This is a genomic window from Rhodophyticola porphyridii, from assembly GCF_003688285.1.
Taxonomy (GTDB): Bacteria; Pseudomonadota; Alphaproteobacteria; order Rhodobacterales; family Rhodobacteraceae; genus Rhodophyticola; species Rhodophyticola porphyridii.
Genome location: NZ_RCNT01000009.1, coordinates 58,638 through 74,388, shown reverse-complemented (window position 1 = coordinate 74,388; position 15,751 = coordinate 58,638). Strand labels below are relative to the sequence as shown.

General features: G+C 65.0%; 16 protein-coding genes and 1 pseudogene. 9 read left to right on the top strand and 8 right to left on the bottom strand.

From position 1 onward, the window contains the following. Positions 1-97 precede the first annotated feature (97 nt). The gene (locus D9R08_RS16245; RefSeq protein ID WP_121899120.1) at positions 98-442 is read left to right on the top strand and encodes an ArsR/SmtB family transcription factor; all 345 of its coding nucleotides are present in this window, start codon (positions 98-100) and stop codon (positions 440-442) included. Beyond that, positions 439-900 (top strand): SRPBCC family protein, encoded by a 462-nt coding sequence (locus tag D9R08_RS16240; protein ID WP_121899119.1) that lies wholly within the window; start codon positions 439-441, stop codon positions 898-900. Before D9R08_RS16245 ends, D9R08_RS16240 begins: the two co-directional genes overlap by 4 nt. On the opposite strand, the gene D9R08_RS19545 is transcribed toward D9R08_RS16240, so the two are convergent. Both D9R08_RS19545 and D9R08_RS19540 read right to left on the bottom strand, forming a co-directional pair. Continuing rightward, a complete protein-coding gene (locus D9R08_RS19545) occupies positions 897-1,403 on the bottom strand; it encodes a zinc ABC transporter substrate-binding protein (RefSeq protein WP_267898158.1) in 507 nt (168 codons plus the stop codon). The two genes, D9R08_RS16240 and D9R08_RS19545, sit on opposite strands and share 4 nt — an antisense overlap. Then, positions 1,349-1,855 carry a metal ABC transporter solute-binding protein, Zn/Mn family gene (locus tag D9R08_RS19540; RefSeq protein WP_267898157.1) on the bottom strand — a complete coding sequence of 169 codons (507 nt, stop codon included), beginning with the start codon at positions 1,853-1,855 and terminating at the stop codon, positions 1,349-1,351. The genes D9R08_RS19545 and D9R08_RS19540 overlap by 55 nt, the downstream gene beginning before the upstream one ends. Before the next feature lie 122 nt (positions 1,856-1,977). Here D9R08_RS19540 and D9R08_RS19470 point away from each other — a divergent pair, with 122 nt between their 5' ends. The 3 genes and pseudogenes from D9R08_RS19470 (at position 1,978) to D9R08_RS16220 (ending at position 3,765) form a co-directional block, all read left to right on the top strand. Then, positions 1,978-2,424: a transcriptional repressor gene (locus D9R08_RS19470; protein ID WP_325048901.1), complete on the top strand. Its 447-nt coding sequence runs from the start codon at positions 1,978-1,980 to the stop codon at positions 2,422-2,424. 14 nt (positions 2,425-2,438) lie between these two features. Beyond that, a pseudogene (locus tag D9R08_RS16225) lies at positions 2,439-3,145 on the top strand (ATP-binding cassette domain-containing protein). Next, the gene (locus D9R08_RS16220; RefSeq protein ID WP_121899117.1) at positions 3,145-3,765 is read left to right on the top strand and encodes a metal ABC transporter permease; all 621 of its coding nucleotides are present in this window, start codon (positions 3,145-3,147) and stop codon (positions 3,763-3,765) included. Before D9R08_RS16225 ends, D9R08_RS16220 begins: the two are co-directional and overlap by 1 nt. Here the strand turns inward: D9R08_RS16220 and D9R08_RS16215 are convergent. Next, a complete protein-coding gene (locus D9R08_RS16215; RefSeq protein ID WP_121899116.1) occupies positions 3,762-4,562 on the bottom strand; it encodes a creatininase family protein in 801 nt (266 codons plus the stop codon). The genes D9R08_RS16220 and D9R08_RS16215 overlap by 4 nt on opposite strands. Positions 4,563-4,724: 162 nt before the next feature. Further along, complete coding sequence (locus D9R08_RS16210; protein WP_121899224.1) at positions 4,725-5,555, bottom strand: BKACE family enzyme; 831 nt, start codon at positions 5,553-5,555, stop codon at positions 4,725-4,727. Positions 5,556-5,676: 121 nt separating this feature from the next. Here D9R08_RS16210 and D9R08_RS16205 point away from each other — a divergent pair, with 121 nt between their 5' ends. Further along, complete coding sequence (locus D9R08_RS16205) at positions 5,677-6,546, top strand: acyl-CoA thioesterase (protein WP_121899115.1); 870 nt, start codon at positions 5,677-5,679, stop codon at positions 6,544-6,546. Between the two features lie 84 nt (positions 6,547-6,630). On the opposite strand, the gene pcaF is transcribed toward D9R08_RS16205, so the two are convergent. Then, the gene (gene pcaF / locus D9R08_RS16200; RefSeq protein WP_121899114.1) at positions 6,631-7,833 is read right to left on the bottom strand and encodes a 3-oxoadipyl-CoA thiolase; all 1,203 of its coding nucleotides are present in this window, start codon (positions 7,831-7,833) and stop codon (positions 6,631-6,633) included. Between the two features lie 103 nt (positions 7,834-7,936). Here pcaF and D9R08_RS16195 point away from each other — a divergent pair, with 103 nt between their 5' ends. The 3 genes from D9R08_RS16195 to D9R08_RS16185 are packed head-to-tail and all read left to right on the top strand — an operon-like array spanning position 7,937 to position 12,288. Beyond that, entirely contained in the window at positions 7,937-10,027 is a 2,091-nt protein-coding gene (locus D9R08_RS16195; RefSeq protein ID WP_233557530.1) for a 3-hydroxyacyl-CoA dehydrogenase NAD-binding domain-containing protein, read from the top strand. Next, a complete protein-coding gene (locus D9R08_RS16190; protein WP_121899113.1) occupies positions 10,028-11,212 on the top strand; it encodes an acyl-CoA dehydrogenase family protein in 1,185 nt (394 codons plus the stop codon). It abuts the gene before it with no gap. After that, on the top strand, positions 11,212-12,288 hold the full coding sequence (locus D9R08_RS16185; protein ID WP_121899112.1) for an acyl-CoA dehydrogenase family protein: 1,077 nt from the start codon (positions 11,212-11,214) through the stop codon (positions 12,286-12,288). Before D9R08_RS16190 ends, D9R08_RS16185 begins: the two co-directional genes overlap by 1 nt. A gap of 80 nt (positions 12,289-12,368) precedes the next feature. Here D9R08_RS16185 and D9R08_RS16180 read toward each other — a convergent pair whose 3' ends face one another. The 3 genes from D9R08_RS16180 to D9R08_RS16170 are packed head-to-tail and all read right to left on the bottom strand — an operon-like array spanning position 12,369 to position 15,625. Beyond that, positions 12,369-13,394, bottom strand: a complete 1,026-nt coding sequence (locus D9R08_RS16180; RefSeq protein ID WP_121899111.1) for a phosphotransferase family protein — start codon at positions 13,392-13,394, stop codon at positions 12,369-12,371. Then, positions 13,391-14,626 carry an acyl-CoA dehydrogenase family protein gene (locus D9R08_RS16175; RefSeq protein ID WP_121899110.1) on the bottom strand — a complete coding sequence of 412 codons (1,236 nt, stop codon included), beginning with the start codon at positions 14,624-14,626 and terminating at the stop codon, positions 13,391-13,393. Before D9R08_RS16175 ends, D9R08_RS16180 begins: the two co-directional genes overlap by 4 nt. Continuing rightward, on the bottom strand, positions 14,627-15,625 hold the full coding sequence (locus D9R08_RS16170) for an NAD(P)H-dependent flavin oxidoreductase (RefSeq protein ID WP_121899109.1): 999 nt from the start codon (positions 15,623-15,625) through the stop codon (positions 14,627-14,629). Positions 15,626-15,751: the final 126 nt, after the last annotated feature.

Here is a 15,751-nt window from a genome sequence, read left to right as displayed (position 1 = left end):
GTTCATCTCCCCTGTTGCCGACGGGTACATCGTCCCGCGTTTGACTTGTCGGAAGCTATCAGTTGACAGAATCGTAAGCGAATACTTACGGTAAGTTATGACTTACACAAGCCCCAACCCCGAAACCGCGATTGCCGCTCTTGCGGATCCGACGCGCCGGGCGATTGTCGAACGGCTTCGCCATGGGGCCCTGCCCGTGGGCGAACTGGCGCACGGATTGACCGTCAGCCGGCCGGCCGTGTCGCAGCATCTCAAGGTGCTCAGCGATGCGGGGCTTCTGGAGGTCACACCGCGGGGCACACGCCGCGTCTATGCGCTTGCACCCGAGGGCGTGGCCGCTCTGCGCCGCTATCTCGATGCCCTCTGGGACGACGCGCTCGCCGCTTTCGCGGCGGAGGCCGGGCAGCGCGCATCCCCCCTTGATACGGAGACACCCGAATGACCGATCCGATCCACAAAACCGTTCATGTCCCACTTCCGCCCGACAAGGCCTTCGATCTCTTCACCGAAGACATGGCCAGCTGGTGGCCGCTGGACAGCCATTCCCTTTCCGCCCGAGACGGAAAACCCGCCGCGGATGTGGTGATCGAGCCGCACAAAGGCGGCCGGATCCTCGAAACCCATCCCGATGGCCGAACCGACCCATGGGCGACCGTCACGGAATGGGAACCCGGCGCGAAGCTGGCGCTTGACTGGTATGTTGGCCGCGACCCGGCCGAGGCGACACAGATCACCGTCGTCTTCACCGCTAACGGGCCCGGTACGCGGGTCGATCTGACCCATACCGGCTTCGAGGTGCTGGCCAGTGCAGCGACCGAGACCATGCTTGGTTATCGCTCCGGATGGGACCACGTGCTTTGTGCCTGCTACGGCGACGCATGCCGGAAACGCGCGGCCTAGCCGCAGGAGACGAAGCTTTCGGCCATGGCGCGCATCAGGGCCGGATAAAGCCCGGGGCCCGGTTCGGGCTGCGCCCCCAACGGATCGATCACCGCCGTCCTGGCCGCTGTATCCTCAGTGACCGCCGCCACGATCCGAGGGTCGAATTGCGGCTCGGCGAAGACGCAGATTGCATCCAATCCGCCAATCCGGTCGCGGATCTCGGCCACCCGCGCGGCCGAAGGCGCCTCCACCTCGGACAGGGGAATCGCGCCGATCGGGGCAAGGCCAAAGGCGGTCTCGAAGTACTGATAGGCATCGTGGAAAACCACGAATTGCGGCTGCACGCCGGCGCTGAACCGCTCTGCGATCTCGGCCTGCAACCCTGTGAGTTCAACTTCTGCCGCGCGGGCATTTGCCTGATACACGGAGGCGTTGGCCGGATCCATATCTGCCAGCCGATCCGCGATCACACCGGTCCAGAGGGTCGCGTTGGCCGGATCGAGCCAGCCATGGGGGTCCATGCCGGAATGGTCATGATCATGGTGGTCCTCGTCATGGGCTGCAGTTTCATGGGCGTCGTGGTCATGGTCGTCATGCGCGTGTGCGTGGTGATCATGTGCCGCATCGTCACCGGGGCCCGCTGCGTGGTCGTGGTCATGCGCCGCATCGCCACTCGGGCCGATCGGCCAGTGCGCTCAGCGAACCCGCCAAAGCCGGGGTTAATGCCGCCCCCAACCCAGATCACAAGGTCCGCCTCCGCCAGAGCCGCGGCCTGGGAAGGACGCAGGGCAAAGTCATGCGGCGAGGTGGCGCCATCCACCAGCAGATCGGGCGTTCCGACCCCCTCCATCACCCGCGCCGTAAGCGAATGCACAGGCGGTATATCGGTTACGATTCGGAGAGTATCCGACCAAGCGGCGGCGACGGAAACCGAAAGGACCAAAGCGCAAAGGGCGAAGATTTGGATTGACATGGTATGGCTCTCCTGTTTGAAGTCGGAGAACTCATATATATTATGCTATAACATATTAATATTTCACGTCACGGTTTCTCCCCAATGTCCCAGCCCGGCTTTGGCACCCGTGACCACGCAAGTTGCATCCGAGACGCCATGCATGCAGTGGAAAAGCACTGCGCCGAGGAAAACCTCGCCTGACGCCGGCCCGCAGGCGCGTTCTGGAACTGCTGCTGGAGGACCACCGCGCCCACGGTGCCTATGATATCCTTGCCCGGCTTCAGGCCGAAGGGTTGGGCGCGCAGCCCCCCACCGCCTATCGCGCGCTGGACTTTGTGGTCAGCCATGGCTTCGCCCATCGCATCGAACGCCTGAACGCCTATATCGCCTGCACCCATTCGGGCGGCGCGCATCGTCCGACTTTTCCGATCTGCCGCAAATGCGAATCCGTCGCCGAAGCCGGCGCACGACCGGTGGAGCGATCGCCGGATCAGGAGGCCGAGGCCCCGTGGTTTGCCATGGAACAGGGCGTGGTCGAGTTGGAGGAGCTCTGCCCCGCCAGTGCAGAGGCGGAAAAACGAGCCTGATCGAAACCCGGGATCTGGCTCTGCGCCTGGGGCGAGAAACCGTGCTCCGGAATGTCGATTTCGTCATCGAACCGGGCGAAATCGTGACCATCGTCGGGCCCAACGGTTCGGGCAAGCCGAGCTTTCTGAAAGCGCTGATCGGCGTCCTTGAGCCAAGCACAGGCAGTATCCAGCGCGCGCCCAAGCTGAAAATCGGGTACGTGCCGCAGCAGTTGCACATCGACCGGACCCTGCCGCTGACCGTCACGCGTTTTCTGTCGCTGCCGCAACGCCAGACCCGAAAGGCGATGTGTACAGCACTTGAAGAGGCCAGGGCCGCCGATCTGCTCTCCCGTCAGATGACCGATCTGTCCGGCGGACAGCGTCAGCGCGTTCTTCTGGCCCGGGCCTTGCTGAACCACTCCGATCTGCTGATCCTCGACGAGCGACCCAGGGCCTTGATCAGCCCGGCTCCGCCGCATTCTACCGGCTGATCGAACAGGTCCGCCGCGACCTGGGCTGCGCCATTCTGATGGTCAGCCACGAGCTGCATGTCGTGATGAGCGCCTCTGACCGGGTGATCTGTCTCAACGGGCATATCTGTTGCGAAGGCAAGCCCGAGATCCTGGCCTCCGCACCGGCCTATCGGGCGCTGTTCAGCACCGGGACGCAAGGCGCACTTGCCCTTTACAGACACGAACACAGTCACAGCCATGATCACGCGCATGAAGTTGCAGAGTGATGCCGGATGATTTCCTGATCCGCGCAGCTTTGGCGGGCGCGGGCGTGACCGTCGCGGCGGCCCCTCTTGGCTGCTTCGTCGCCTGGCGGCGCATGGCCTATTTCGGCGATGCGACGGCCCATGCGGCATTGCTGGGCTTGGCGCTGAGCGTCAGTTTCTCGATCTCGATCTTCGCGGGCGTTCTGGCTGTATGCCTGGCCATGGCGCTTGCGGTTTCCACATTGTCCGAACGTGGGTACCGCATTGACACATTTCTGGGGGGGCTCGCGCATTCCGCACTGGCCGTCGGCCTTGTCGCCGTGTCGCTCCCGAGCGGGGTACGGGTTGACCTGTCGACCTGTCTTTTCGGCGATATCCTTGCCGTGACCCGCGCCGATCTGGCCGTGATATGGGGCGGCGCGCTGGCGGTTCTGATGCTGATCCCCGCCGCCGCGGCAAGGCCTTTCAGCGGATCGCCGGAGGCGATGGCGCTGACCGCCGGCGGCATCGGCGCCGCATCGGCGCTGGCCGGGCTGTGCGCGCCTTTCCAACTCGACACCCCGACGGGGCCAAGCATCGTCTGCGCCGCCGCGCGGGTCTTCCTTGCCTCGACGCTGATCAGCCTGACGCGCCGCGCCTAACCGCCGTGATCGGGCGGGGTGACGCGGGCCAGATCCTCGATCAGAGCGCAAAACCCCGCGATCTGGCCGACCACATCGGCCGCGCCAAGCGCTGCGGTGGCGCGGGAGGCGTCGCCCACGGTGCCCTTGGAGTTCAGGTCATGGGCGAGCCAGGCCATATTCGCCTCCGCCATGTGATAGCCCAGCTTGGCCGATCCCTGCCTAAGCGCCGTCTGGGCGGAGCCAAAATCCTCCGCACGTTCCATCTCCACGAGATCGGGCCAGAGCGCGAGCATCATCGATGTTTCCGATAGCCCGCCATGGATATCCACCATCGGCCCGTCGGGATACTCGTAAACCGACGCATCGCGCAGGCCGGTCCAGGCGGTGGTGACAACGGCCATGCCATCGCTCTGACGCAACTCGCGCGCCACGATCTCCATCGGGGGGACATTGCCGCCGTGACTGGTGATCAAGACCAGCTTGCGCACCCCCGCGCGCGCAACACTCGCCCCGATCTGTAGCCATGACTTGATCGCCACCTCCCAGTCCAGCGTCAGCGTGCCGGGAAACGCGATGTGTTCGTTGGACTTGCAGATCTGCTGAACCGGCAGAAACGTGGCCGGGCTGTCTGCGGGAAGGGCATCCGCCGCGCGCGCCACCATTGCCTCCGCGATCAGCGCATCCACCCCGACCGGCAGGTGCGGGCCGTGCTGTTCGATGGCCGCGACAGGAAGGACGGCAATCCAGTCATCCGTCGCTGCCGCCGCAAAGTCCCGCGTGGTCATTTCGCGCCAGAAGCGTTTGGGTCGGGTCATAGGCGATCTCCGTTCGATCTTTGGCACATAGAAGCCAATCCCCGCGCGCTTGTCCAAGGAAGAGGCCGCTGTCGCCCGGAATTCGGGCAGAAACGGGATGGACTCCGGCGCCCGCCCTGCCCCCGGCCCGCTCCCCCGACATCCAGCAGGCAGCGGATGCAATCAGGCCGGGCGCAGCCCCAGGATTTCGCGGGCCTGTGATGGCGTGGCCACGGGACGGTCATGTTCTGCACAAATCTCGGCGACCCGTGTCACCAGCGCGGCGTTCGACGGGGCAAGCGTTTCGCGGTCCAGCCGCACATTGTCCTCCAGTCCCGTCCGCGCATGTCCGCCCGCGGCGACCGACCATTCGTTGACCTCGATCTGGTGGCGCCCGATACCGGCGGCGCACCATTCGCTGTCGGGAAGAAGCCGCGCCATCGTGCGCACATAATAGTCGAAGACATCCCGGTCTGCGGGCATCGCGTTCTTCACGCCCATGACGAATTGCACATAGGCGGGCGCGGCAAGGCGACCGTCAGCCTGCATTTTTGCGGCCTGATGGATATGGGACAGATCGAAAGCCTCGATCTCGGGCTTGATCTGGTAGGTCAGCATTTCGGATGCCAGCCAATCCACCAGATCGGGCGGATTTTCATAAACCCGCGTGGGGAAGTTGTTGGACCCGACCGAAAGCGACGCCATGTCCGGCCGCAGGGAGAGCATTCCGCCCCGCTCCTTGCCCGCGCCCGAGCGCCCGCCGGTGGAAAACTGAAGGATCATGCCGGGGCAATGCGCCTTCAGCCCCTCTTTGAGACGCGCGAATTTCTCGGGGTCGGAACTGGGGGTTTCGTCGTCGTTGCGAACATGGGCGTGGCAGATGCTGGCGCCGGCCTCATAGGCCGCATGAGTGCTTTCCACCTGTTCGGACAGGGTGATCGGCACGGCCGGATTGTCGGATTTGCGCGGCACCGATCCGGTGATCGCCACGCAGATGATACAAGGTTTGCTCATGGGCCCCTCCTCTTTGGCCGCAGACTGCCCCCGATCGGCGCGGAAGCGCAAGGCGAAGGATTTGTACCCTGACCATCAAAGGCGTAGAGACCGCGACAGGACCAGGCCGAAGGACCCGCGCATGACCGACCCCGTTGCCGTACTTCTCGATCTTCTGGATATTGAACCGCTGGAGATGGACCTCTATCGCGGCAAGGGTTCGGGCGGCGAAACATCCAAACGCATCTTCGGCGGGCAGGTCGTGGGGCAGGCTCTGTCGGCTGCCTACCACACCGTGGACGGGCGCAACTGCCATTCGCTTCATGCCTATTTCATGCGCCCCGGCGATCCGTCGCGCCCGGTGATCTACGAGGTCGACCGCGCCCGCGATGGCGGCAGTTTCACCACCCGCCGGGTGATCGCGATCCAGAACGGAAGGCAAATCCTGAACATGTCGGCCTCATTTCATGTCGAGGAGAGGGGGTTTCACCATCAGCACCCGATGCCGGCGGCGCCCGACCCCGAAACCCTGCCGACCCGTGCCGAGGCCAAGGCCGGTCTTGCGGCCCGCGCGCCCGCCGCGCGGCGCGACGATATCCTGCGGCCCTCTCCCATCGAACTTCGGCCGACCGGCGAATATGACCTGATGGCGCCCACCCCCGCTCCGGATGGCCATGCCGTCTGGTTCCGGCTGACCCGCCCGGTTCCGGATGCGCCGGCATGGATGCAGCATTGTCTGCTCACCTATGCCAGCGATCTGCATCTTCTGGGCACGGGGCTGCGGCCACATGGTCAGAGCTGGTTCACCGGCGACATCATGACCGCCAGTCTGGATCACGCGGTGTGGTTCCACGCGCCCGTCGATTTCGGAGCCTGGCATCTTTACGTGATGGACAGCCCATGGACCGGCGGTGGGCGTGGCGTGAACCGCGGGCTGATCTATGCCGCGGACGGAACGCTGGTCGCCTCCACCGCGCAGGAGGGGCTGATGCGGCCACTTGCCCGCGCCTGAAAGCCGGGCGGGGCAGACCTGTCCGCATCAAGCACACCGGCAACCCTCTGCATCAGGGCGCGCGCAGGGGAAATTGCCGGCCGATCACACCCGTTCCAGCGCCACGGCGATACCCTGCCCCACGCCGATGCACATGGTCGCAAGCCCGTACCGGCCGCCACGCGCCTGCAATTCAAGCGCCGCGGTGCCGGCAATCCTGGCCCCCGACATGCCCAGAGGGTGGCCAAGGGCGATCGCCCCGCCATTGGGATTCACATGCGCCGCCTCATCCGGCAGATCGAGCGCCCTGAGGACAGCCAACCCCTGAGCTGCAAACGCCTCGTTCAGCTCGATCACGTCGAAATCCGAAGCGGCAAGACCCAGACGCGCGCAAAGCTTTTGCGTCGCGGGCGCCGGCCCCATCCCCATGATCCGGGGCGGCACGCCCGCCGTGGCCCCGCCCATGATGCGCGCAACGGGCGTCAGCCCATGTCGGCGGGCCGCCTCTTCCGATGCGATGATCAACGCGGCCGCCCCGTCATTCACGCCCGAGGCATTGCCAGCGGTCACGCTGCCATCGGCCCGGAAGGGCGTGGGAAGGGCGGCCAGTTTCTCCGCCGTGGTGGCGCGCGGATGCTCATCCCGGTCCACGACCACGGGATCGCCCTTGCGCTGCGGGATTGTCACCGGCGTGATTTCCCGCGCCAGACGCCCGTTGTCCTGCGCCGCCGCCGCCCTGATCTGGGAGCGAAGCGCGAATGCATCCTGATCGCTGCGGGCAATGGCATAGTCGGCGGCCACGTTTTCGGCCGTCTCGGGCATGCTGTCGATGCCGTATTGCGCCTTGATCACCGGATTGACGAAGCGCCAGCCGATTGTGGTGTCGTGGATCTCCGCCTTGCGCGAAAAGGCGGCCTCGGCCTTGGGCATCACGAAAGGCGCGCGCGACATGCTTTCGACGCCACCCGCAATCATCATCTCGGCCTCGCCTGCGCGGATCGCGCGAGCCGCGCCGATCACAGCATCCATCCCGGACCCGCATAACCGGTTGACGGTCACCCCCGGAACCTCCACCGGCAGCCCCGCCAGAAGCGCGCACATCCGCGCCACATTGCGATTGTCTTCACCTGCCTGATTGGCGCAGCCATAGATGACCTCGTCCACCGACGCCCAGTCGACGCCTTCGTTCCGGGCCATCAGCGCGGCCAGTGGGATCGCGCCGAGATCATCGGCTCTCACCCCGGAAAGGGCGCCGCCGAACCGCCCGATGGGCGTGCGGATGTAATCGCAAATAAAGGCCTCTGACATCCCCGTCTCCTCGCTGTGACTGACCAATGTCCTAGATTGCGACCGGTGAGTTGGCAATTCTTTCCCGACCAAGCGGTTGACAATTGTCGGTCCCGCAGGCGGGATGGCGCGCGAAAGGGAGGGCGACATGAACGATGTGGTGCATCTGGAGCGGGTCGGCGCGACCGGACTGATCGGGCTGAACAACCCGCCGGTGAACGCCGCCAGCCACGCGCTGCGGCAAGCGATCCTGGAGGCGGTGGAGACCCTGGAGGCCGACCCGGAGATCGACGTCATCGCGCTTTACGGCAAAGGCCGCAGCTTCATCGCGGGCGCCGATATCCGCGAGTTCGGAAAGCCACCGAAAGACCCTTGGCTGCCCGCGCTCTGCAACCGGCTGGAAGCCTGCGCCAAGCCGGTCATCTCAGTCCTTCACGGCGCGGCTTTGGGTGGCGGCCTTGAGGTTGCGCTTGGCACCCATGCGCGCATCGCGGTCCCCGGCGTCGCCATCGGCCTGCCCGAGGTGACCCTGGGCATCATCCCCGGCGCGGGCGGCACCCAACGGACCCCCCGCCTGACGGGCATTCCCGCCGCGCTGGACCTGATCACCACGGGCCGCCATATCGACGCGGAGCAAGCGCTGGCTCTGGGTCTGGTCGATCGCATCGCCACGGGCGATCCCCGCGATCTGGCCCTGCAAGCTGCCGTCGATGTGCGCCGTGGCGACCTGCGGACACGGCGCACGGGCGATCTGACCACGAAACCCGATGACGACGCGCTGGCCGAGACGGCGGCGGAGTTGCGCAAGATCAAGGCCCATCTCTTTTCGCCGCATCGCTGCGTCGAGGCGGTGGCGGCGAGTACACTGCCCTTGCAGGAGGGCCTTGCCCGGGAACGCGCTCTCTTTCAGAACTGCCTCGACAGCCCGCAGCGCGCCGGACTTATCCATGCCTTCTTCGCGGAACGCGCGGTCGCCAAGATCCCTGAAGCAGCGGCCACGCCGCGTGATATCGGGCGCATCGGTGTGATCGGGGCGGGCACCATGGGCTCGGGCATCGCAACCGCCTGCCTGCTGGCCGGATTTCCGGTCACGCTTGTGGAGAAGAACGCGGACGCCCTGGAAAGAGGGCAATCGGCGATCGCCGGCAATCTGGACGGCGCGGTCAGGCGCGGCAAACTTACATCCGAAAGACGCGATACGCTTGACCTGACCGCCAGCACCGATATGGCCCGGCTTGACGGCGCCGATCTGGTCATTGAAGCGGCCTTCGAGGATATGGAGGTCAAGAAGCAGATCATCAAACAGGCGGAGAATATCTGCCCGGGCGCGATCCTTGCGACCAACACCTCCTATCTGGATGTGAATGACATCGCCGCAGCCGCCGCATCGCCGGGCGATGTGATCGGCCTGCATTTCTTCTCCCCCGCCCATGTGATGCGGCTGCTGGAGGTTGTGGTGGGCGACGCGACCCGGCCGGAGGTCGTGGCGACCGGTTTCGCGCTGGCCAAGCGGCTTCGGAAGATCGCGGTGCGCGCGGGCGTCTGCGACGGGTTCATCGGCAACAGGATCATGAACCACTATCGCAAGGCAGCCGATCACCTGATGATGGATGGCGCAAGCCCCGAACAGATCGACGCCGCGATCCGCGGTTTCGGGTTTGCGATGGGCCCGTTCGAGATGTCCGATCTGGCGGGTCTCGACATCGGCCATGCCAATCGCAGGCGGCAGGACGCCACCCGTCCCGAGGCCGAACGCTACGTGGCGGTTGCCGACCGGCTGGTCGAGGCTGGCTGGCTGGGGCGAAAGACGGGCAAGGGGTTCTATCTTCACGGCGCGGACACCGGCCCGAACCCGGACATCGCCCCGATCATCGAGGCCGAGCGCGCCCACCACGGGGTCAGTCCGCGACCGTTCACCGATGAGGAAATCGTGGCCCGCTACTTGACGGCAATGATCTCGGAGGCTGCGCGCGTTTACGACGAAGGCATCGCGCTCAGGCCGATCGACGTGGATGCGGTTCTTCTGTTCGGCTACGGCTTTCCGCGGCACCATGGTGGCCCGCTGCACCACGCCGACACGCTTGGCGCCGCCCGGCTGGTGGAGCGGATCGAAACCTACGCGACGGAAGACGCGCATTTCTGGCAGGTTCCCGCTATCCTGCGGCGCATGGCGGCCGAGGAGACCACCTTCGCCGACCTGAACCGGGAGGGATAAATGGACCTGACCTATTCACCCGAGGAACAGGCGTTCGAGGCCGAGGTTCGGGCCTTTCTGAACGCGGAATTGCCCGCGGAACTGGCCGCGAAGGTACGCAAGCGCCGTGAACTGACCAAAGAGGACATGGACCGCTGGCACGCGATCCTGAACGCCAAGGGCTGGCTTGCCGCGACATGGCCGGTGGAGGCGGGCGGCACCGGATGGTCGGCCGTCCAGCAGCATATCTTCGAGGAGGAATGCTGTCGTGCCAACGCGCCGCGTATCGTGCCGTTCGGCCTTAAGATGCTGGGGCCTGTCCTGCTCAAGTTCGGAACCAAGGCGCAGCAGGAGGAGTACCTGCCGCGCATTCTCGACGGACGGGACTGGTGGTGTCAGGGCTATTCCGAACCCGGCGCCGGCAGCGATCTTGCCTCACTCAAGACGCGCGCCGTCCGCGACGGGGACCATTACATCATCAATGGCCAGAAAACCTGGACCACACTTGGCCAGCACGCCAATCGCATCTTCTGTCTGGTGCGCACGAAAACCGACGGCAAGCCGCAGGAGGGCATCAGTTTCGTGCTGGTGGATCTGGACACGCCAGGGATCGAGATGCGCCCGATCCGCCTGATCGAAGGCGGGTATGAGGTCAACGAGGTCTTTTTCACCGATGTGCGCGTGCCGGTTTCAAATCTGGTTGGCGAAGAGAACATGGGCTGGACCATTGCCAAGTATCTGCTGCTGCATGAGCGCACGAATATCGCAGGCGTCGGGTTTTCGATCGAAGCGCTGGAACAGCTGAAATCGCTCGCCACGAAGGTCAGACGCGGCGGAAAACGCCTGATCGACACACCGCTTTTCGCAGCCAGGCTGGCCGAGGTGGAGATCGATCTGGAAGCGATGAAGCTCACCAATCTCCGTATGTTGGCCGATGCCCAGAAAAAGGGGGCCCCGGGGCCCGAGACCTCGATGCTCAAGATCAAGGGCACGGTGATCCGTCAGGCGATCAACGATCTCGCCCGCCGGGCGCTTGGCCCCGCCGCGGCGCCCTTCCCGTCTGAGGCGCTGGACGGCAACGCGGCCCTCGTGCCCGAAGACCATGCCGCAAATGCGGTCAGCTATTTCAACAATCGCAAGATTTCGATCTATGGCGGGTCGAACGAAATCCAGAAGAACATTCTGGCCAAGGGGATGCTGGGCTGATGGATTTCGATGTTTCCGACGACCGCCGGATGCTGGCCGACAGTCTCGGCCGCTATCTGAGCGATCACTACGGTATCGAGCACCGGAATGCGGTTGCGTATGACACCCCGTTTCACGATGCGCAGAAATGGCGCGACCTGGCCGAGTTGGGCGTTCTCTATGCGCTCGCGCCGGAAGACAGGGGCGGCTTCGGCGGCGCCGGTTTCGATGTGGTCACCGTCTTCGAACAGCTTGGCGGCGCGCTCTGCCCTGAACCGGTCCTGCCCCAGTTGCTCGCAACACGGCTGCTGATGGCAGGCGGCGTGGATCTGGAGCCGCTTTTGTCAGGCGCAACCCGCTACGCGGTCGCCATCGGCGAGATCGATGCGCCCTACGCGGTGGAGGATATCGCCACCGAGGCAACGGACTCCGGCGATGGATGGAAAATCTCCGGCAGGAAATCAGTGGTCTACGGTGCACACGCCGCTGACAGGATTCTGATTGCGGCGCGCCATGCGGGTGGCATCGGCCTGTTCGAGATTGCGCCGGGCAACGCCGATATCACGGTCTATGGCATGATCGACGGCGGCGGCGCGGGCGAGCTATTCCTCGACAAGAGCGAGGCCGTTCTCTTGGCCGGTGACGCCGGCGCGATGCTGCAGGACGCGCTCGACTGGGGCGCTCTCGCGCTCGCGGCCGAAGCCGTCGGCGCAATGGACACCGCAAATGCGATGCTCATCGACTATCTCAGGACCCGCAAACAGTTCGGGCGCCCCATCGGCGGCTTTCAGGCGCTGCAGCATCGCGCGGTCGACCTGGGGATCGAGATCGAACAGGCCCGGTCCATCACCATCCTTGCCGCCTCCCGCATGGGCACACAGGCGCAGTCGCGCAGTGTCTCCATGGCCAAGAACCTGATCGGACGGGCCGCCAGACTGGTCGCCGAAGAGTCGATCCAGATGCAGGGCGGCATCGCGATGACCTGGGAGTACCCCGCTTCGCATTACGCCAAACGGCTCGTCATGATCGACCATCAACTGGGGGATACCGAATTCCACCTGGAACGCGTCATGGCCGATCTGCAACCGGCACCGTAAGCATCACCCCCCAACAAGGGCCGCCCCCTTCATTGCCTTTCAAATTTGCCGGGGGTCCGGGGGCAGCGCCCCCCGGTCCGTCATCGGCCAGGCAGACCCGCGGCCCGCAATCCGCCGCGCGCGAACTCGGCGACATACGCTCCCAGCATCAGCCCCCGCTTCGGGTCCGATGCATTGCCGTCCAGGGCGCGCTTCTTCACGCCCTGCAGAATCGCGCCCATGCGGAAGAAGGAAAAAGCCAGATAGAAGCCGAAATCCGGGATGTCCGGGATGCCCGTGTGCGCGCAATAGGCTGCAATGAAGGCCTCGTCGCTCGGCAGGCCCTCGGCATCCCGATCCACCCCCGCCAGACCGCGCCCGACGGTGCCGGGCGGCATCTGCCACTGCATGATCACGGCGGCCAGATCCGCGAACGGATGCCCGATCGTGCTCAACTCCCAATCCAGAACCGCAAGAATATCGGGACCGTCCGGTGCAAAAAGAAGATTGTCGATCCGATAGTCGCCATGCACCAGGCAGACCCGTCCGTCATCCTCGGGGCAGGCCTCGTCCAGCCAGCCGATCAGCCGGTTCATCTCGGCGATATCCTCGGTCTCGGACGCGTGATACTGCCCCGTCCAGCGGTCGATCTGGCGGCGATAATAGTTGCTACGGGGGCCATAATCGCCAAGTCCCGCCGCATCCAGATCGACGGAATGGATCGCTGCCAGAACCCGGCTCATCTCCTCAAACACCGCCGCCCGGTCATGCAGGGGCAGGCCGGTCAGACGCGGGTCGTCGAAATTCCGGCCCTCCACATACGCCATCACGTAAAACGCCGATCCGATTACCGTATCGTCCTCGCAGAGGGCCAGCATCCCGGCCACCGGCACCTGCGAGCCCGCCAGCGCCTGTTGCACCCGAAATTCCCGCTCCACGGCATGGGCCGATTTCAGCAGCTTTCCGGGCGGCTTGCGGCGCAGCACGAAACGCCGGGCCGGTGTTTCCAGCAGATAGGTGGGGTTCGACTGCCCGCCCTCGATCTTCCGGGCGGTCAAGGGGCCGTCGACGCCCGCCACATGGGCCTGCATCCAGTCTGCGACCGCGTTGATGTCCAGCCCGCTCATCGCGCCTGATTGGAGTATTTGCGCAGCTCCGCGCGCGCCACCTGCCGCCGGTGCACGGCATCGGGCCCGTCCGCAAGCCGCAGCGTTCTCAGCCGGGTCCACATGGCGGCCAGCGGGAAATCCTGCGAAATGCCCGAGGCGCCATGCATCTGCACCGCCTCATCCACGACCTTCAGCGCCATGATCGGCGCGACCACCTTGATCTGCGAGATCCATGGCTGCGCTGCACGAACACCCTGCGTGTCCATGATCCATGCGGTCTTCAGGCACAGCAGACGCGCCATTTCGATTTCCATCCGCGCATTGGCGATGATGTCATGGTTCGCGCCAAGTTGCGCCAGCGGCTTGCCGAAGGCTTCCCGCGTCAGCGCCCGGCGGCACATGAGCTCCAGCGCGTATTCCGCCTGCCCGATCGCCCGCATACAATGGTGGATGCGCCCCGGGCCCAATCGGCCCTGCGCCACTTCGAAGCCGCGCCCCTCGCCCAGAACCACATCCGCCGCCGGCACCCGCACATCGGTGAACCGGATGTGCATATGCCCATGGGGCGCATCATCGGTGTGGTAGACATGCATCGGGCGCAGAACCTCGATCCCGTCCGCGTCGGCGGGCACCAGCATCATGGAGTGGCGGGCATGTTTTTCGCCCTGCGGATCGGTGCAGGTCATCACGATATAAAGCGCGCAGCGCGGATCTCCCGCGCCCGAGGCCCAGTACTTCTCTCCGTTCAGCACATACGCGTCACCGTCGCGCACCGCCGACAGGCTGATCTGCGTCGCGTCGGAGGAGGCGACGTCGGGTTCCGTCATCAGATAGGCGGAGCGGGTCACCCCGTTGAGAAGGTCGGGAAGCCAGCGCGCCTTTTGCGCTTCGGTCCCATAGCGCTCCAGCACTTCCATATTGCCCGTATCCGGCGCGTTGCAGTTGAAGATTTCCGCGGCGATCCCGACCTTTCCCATTTCCTCGGCCAGATAGGCATATTCCACCGTCGTCAGGCCGAAGCCCTTCTCGCTGTCGGTCAGCCAGAAATTCCAGAGACCCCGTGCCCTGGCGCTGGCTTTCAGGGAGGACAGGATTTCCAGTTGCCGCTCCGTATGCTGGAACCTGTCACCGGACGGGTGCCGGCCCACCTCCGCTTCGTAGACCAGATCCAGCGGCGCGATCTCTTCCATGACCATCTGGCGGACCTGCTCCACCAACGGGCGCACCCGGTCGCTCATTCCAAGATCCATCTACGATCTCCCCATTGCGTAGGCCAGAACGCCCGCCAGCGCGGCGTCGTATTCCCGGGCGAGTCTGTCCACCAGCCTGCCGGCAGGCTCAATGGCCTTCACCGCGCCGATCCCCTGCCCCGCCCCCCAGATTTCTTTCCAGGCCTTGGGCTTCGACCCGCCGCTGCCAAACGACATCGACGAGGCATCCGCTCCGGGCAGGTTGTCGGGATCCATCCCGGCTCTGGACACGGACGGTTTCAGATAGTTGCCGGATACGCCGGTAAAAAGCGAGGATGTGACGATATCCTCCGCTCCGGCCTCGACGATCATCTGCTTGTAGTCTTGCACCGCATTGGCCTCTTCCGTCGCGATGAAGGGCGAGCCGATATAGCCCAGATCGGCACCTGCAACCTGCGCAGCCAGAAGCGCATGTCCGGTGGCAATGGAGCCCGAGAGCAGAAGCGGGCCGTCGAACCAGGTCCGGATTTCTTCTACAAGAGCAAATGGGTTTTGTGGCCCCGCATGCCCGCCGGCGCCTGCGGAAACCGCAATCAGCCCATCGGCGCCCTTGTCCACCGCCTTTCGTGCGAAGGTGTTGTTGATGATGTCATGCAGCGCGACTCCGCCGCAGCTATGGGCCGCCTCGTTCACCTCCACCCTCGCCCCGAGCGAGGTGATCCAGATCGGTACGCGCCACGCGGCGCAAATCTCCAGATCCCGTTCGAGTCTCGCATTGGAGCGATGCACGATCTGGTTGACCGCGAAGGGTGCCGCGGGCCGGTCGGGGTTGGCCTGATTGAACGCATCCAGTTCTTCGGTGATCCGTTTCAGCCACGCCTCCAGCATCGGCGGCTCGCCATCGGCCTCCCGTGCATTCAACGCCGGGAAACTGCCGATGATCCCTGCCTTGCACTGGGCAATCACCAGATCCGGCACCGAGACAATGAAAAGCGGTGCAGCCACGGCGGGAATGCGCAGACCTCGCAGGGCCGGCGGCAGATGGCTGTCATCACGCATCGGCGGATTGTGTTCGTCTGGACATGGGGTGCGGCCCTCCGTTCAGCGGCAGAGCCTAGAGCCGCGCCCGGATGGCGGCAAGACGTACCGGAACACGGAACGCAGCGTCAGATGGGGGCTTGGGTT

Coding starts and splice junctions, on each gene's coding strand:
- pcaF (WP_121899114.1), bottom strand. CDS start 7,833: ATGTCAGAGGCCTTTATTTGCGATTACATCCGCACGCCCATCGGGCGG.
- D9R08_RS16215 (WP_121899116.1), bottom strand. CDS start 4,562: ATGACCCGACCCAAACGCTTCTGGCGCGAAATGACCACGCGGGACTTT.
- D9R08_RS16170 (WP_121899109.1), bottom strand. CDS start 15,625: ATGCGTGATGACAGCCATCTGCCGCCGGCCCTGCGAGGTCTGCGCATT.
- D9R08_RS16240 (WP_121899119.1), top strand. CDS start 439: ATGACCGATCCGATCCACAAAACCGTTCATGTCCCACTTCCGCCCGAC.
- D9R08_RS16185 (WP_121899112.1), top strand. CDS start 11,212: ATGGATTTCGATGTTTCCGACGACCGCCGGATGCTGGCCGACAGTCTC.
- D9R08_RS19545 (WP_267898158.1), bottom strand. CDS start 1,403: ATGGACCCCCATGGCTGGCTCGATCCGGCCAACGCGACCCTCTGGACC.
- D9R08_RS16190 (WP_121899113.1), top strand. CDS start 10,028: ATGGACCTGACCTATTCACCCGAGGAACAGGCGTTCGAGGCCGAGGTT.
- D9R08_RS16180 (WP_121899111.1), bottom strand. CDS start 13,394: ATGAGCGGGCTGGACATCAACGCGGTCGCAGACTGGATGCAGGCCCAT.
- D9R08_RS16245 (WP_121899120.1), top strand. CDS start 98: ATGACTTACACAAGCCCCAACCCCGAAACCGCGATTGCCGCTCTTGCG.
- D9R08_RS16220 (WP_121899117.1), top strand. CDS start 3,145: ATGCCGGATGATTTCCTGATCCGCGCAGCTTTGGCGGGCGCGGGCGTG.
- D9R08_RS16195 (WP_233557530.1), top strand. CDS start 7,937: ATGGCGCGCGAAAGGGAGGGCGACATGAACGATGTGGTGCATCTGGAG.
- D9R08_RS16175 (WP_121899110.1), bottom strand. CDS start 14,626: ATGGATCTTGGAATGAGCGACCGGGTGCGCCCGTTGGTGGAGCAGGTC.
- D9R08_RS16205 (WP_121899115.1), top strand. CDS start 5,677: ATGACCGACCCCGTTGCCGTACTTCTCGATCTTCTGGATATTGAACCG.
- D9R08_RS19540 (WP_267898157.1), bottom strand. CDS start 1,855: ATGTCAATCCAAATCTTCGCCCTTTGCGCTTTGGTCCTTTCGGTTTCC.
- D9R08_RS16210 (WP_121899224.1), bottom strand. CDS start 5,555: ATGAGCAAACCTTGTATCATCTGCGTGGCGATCACCGGATCGGTGCCG.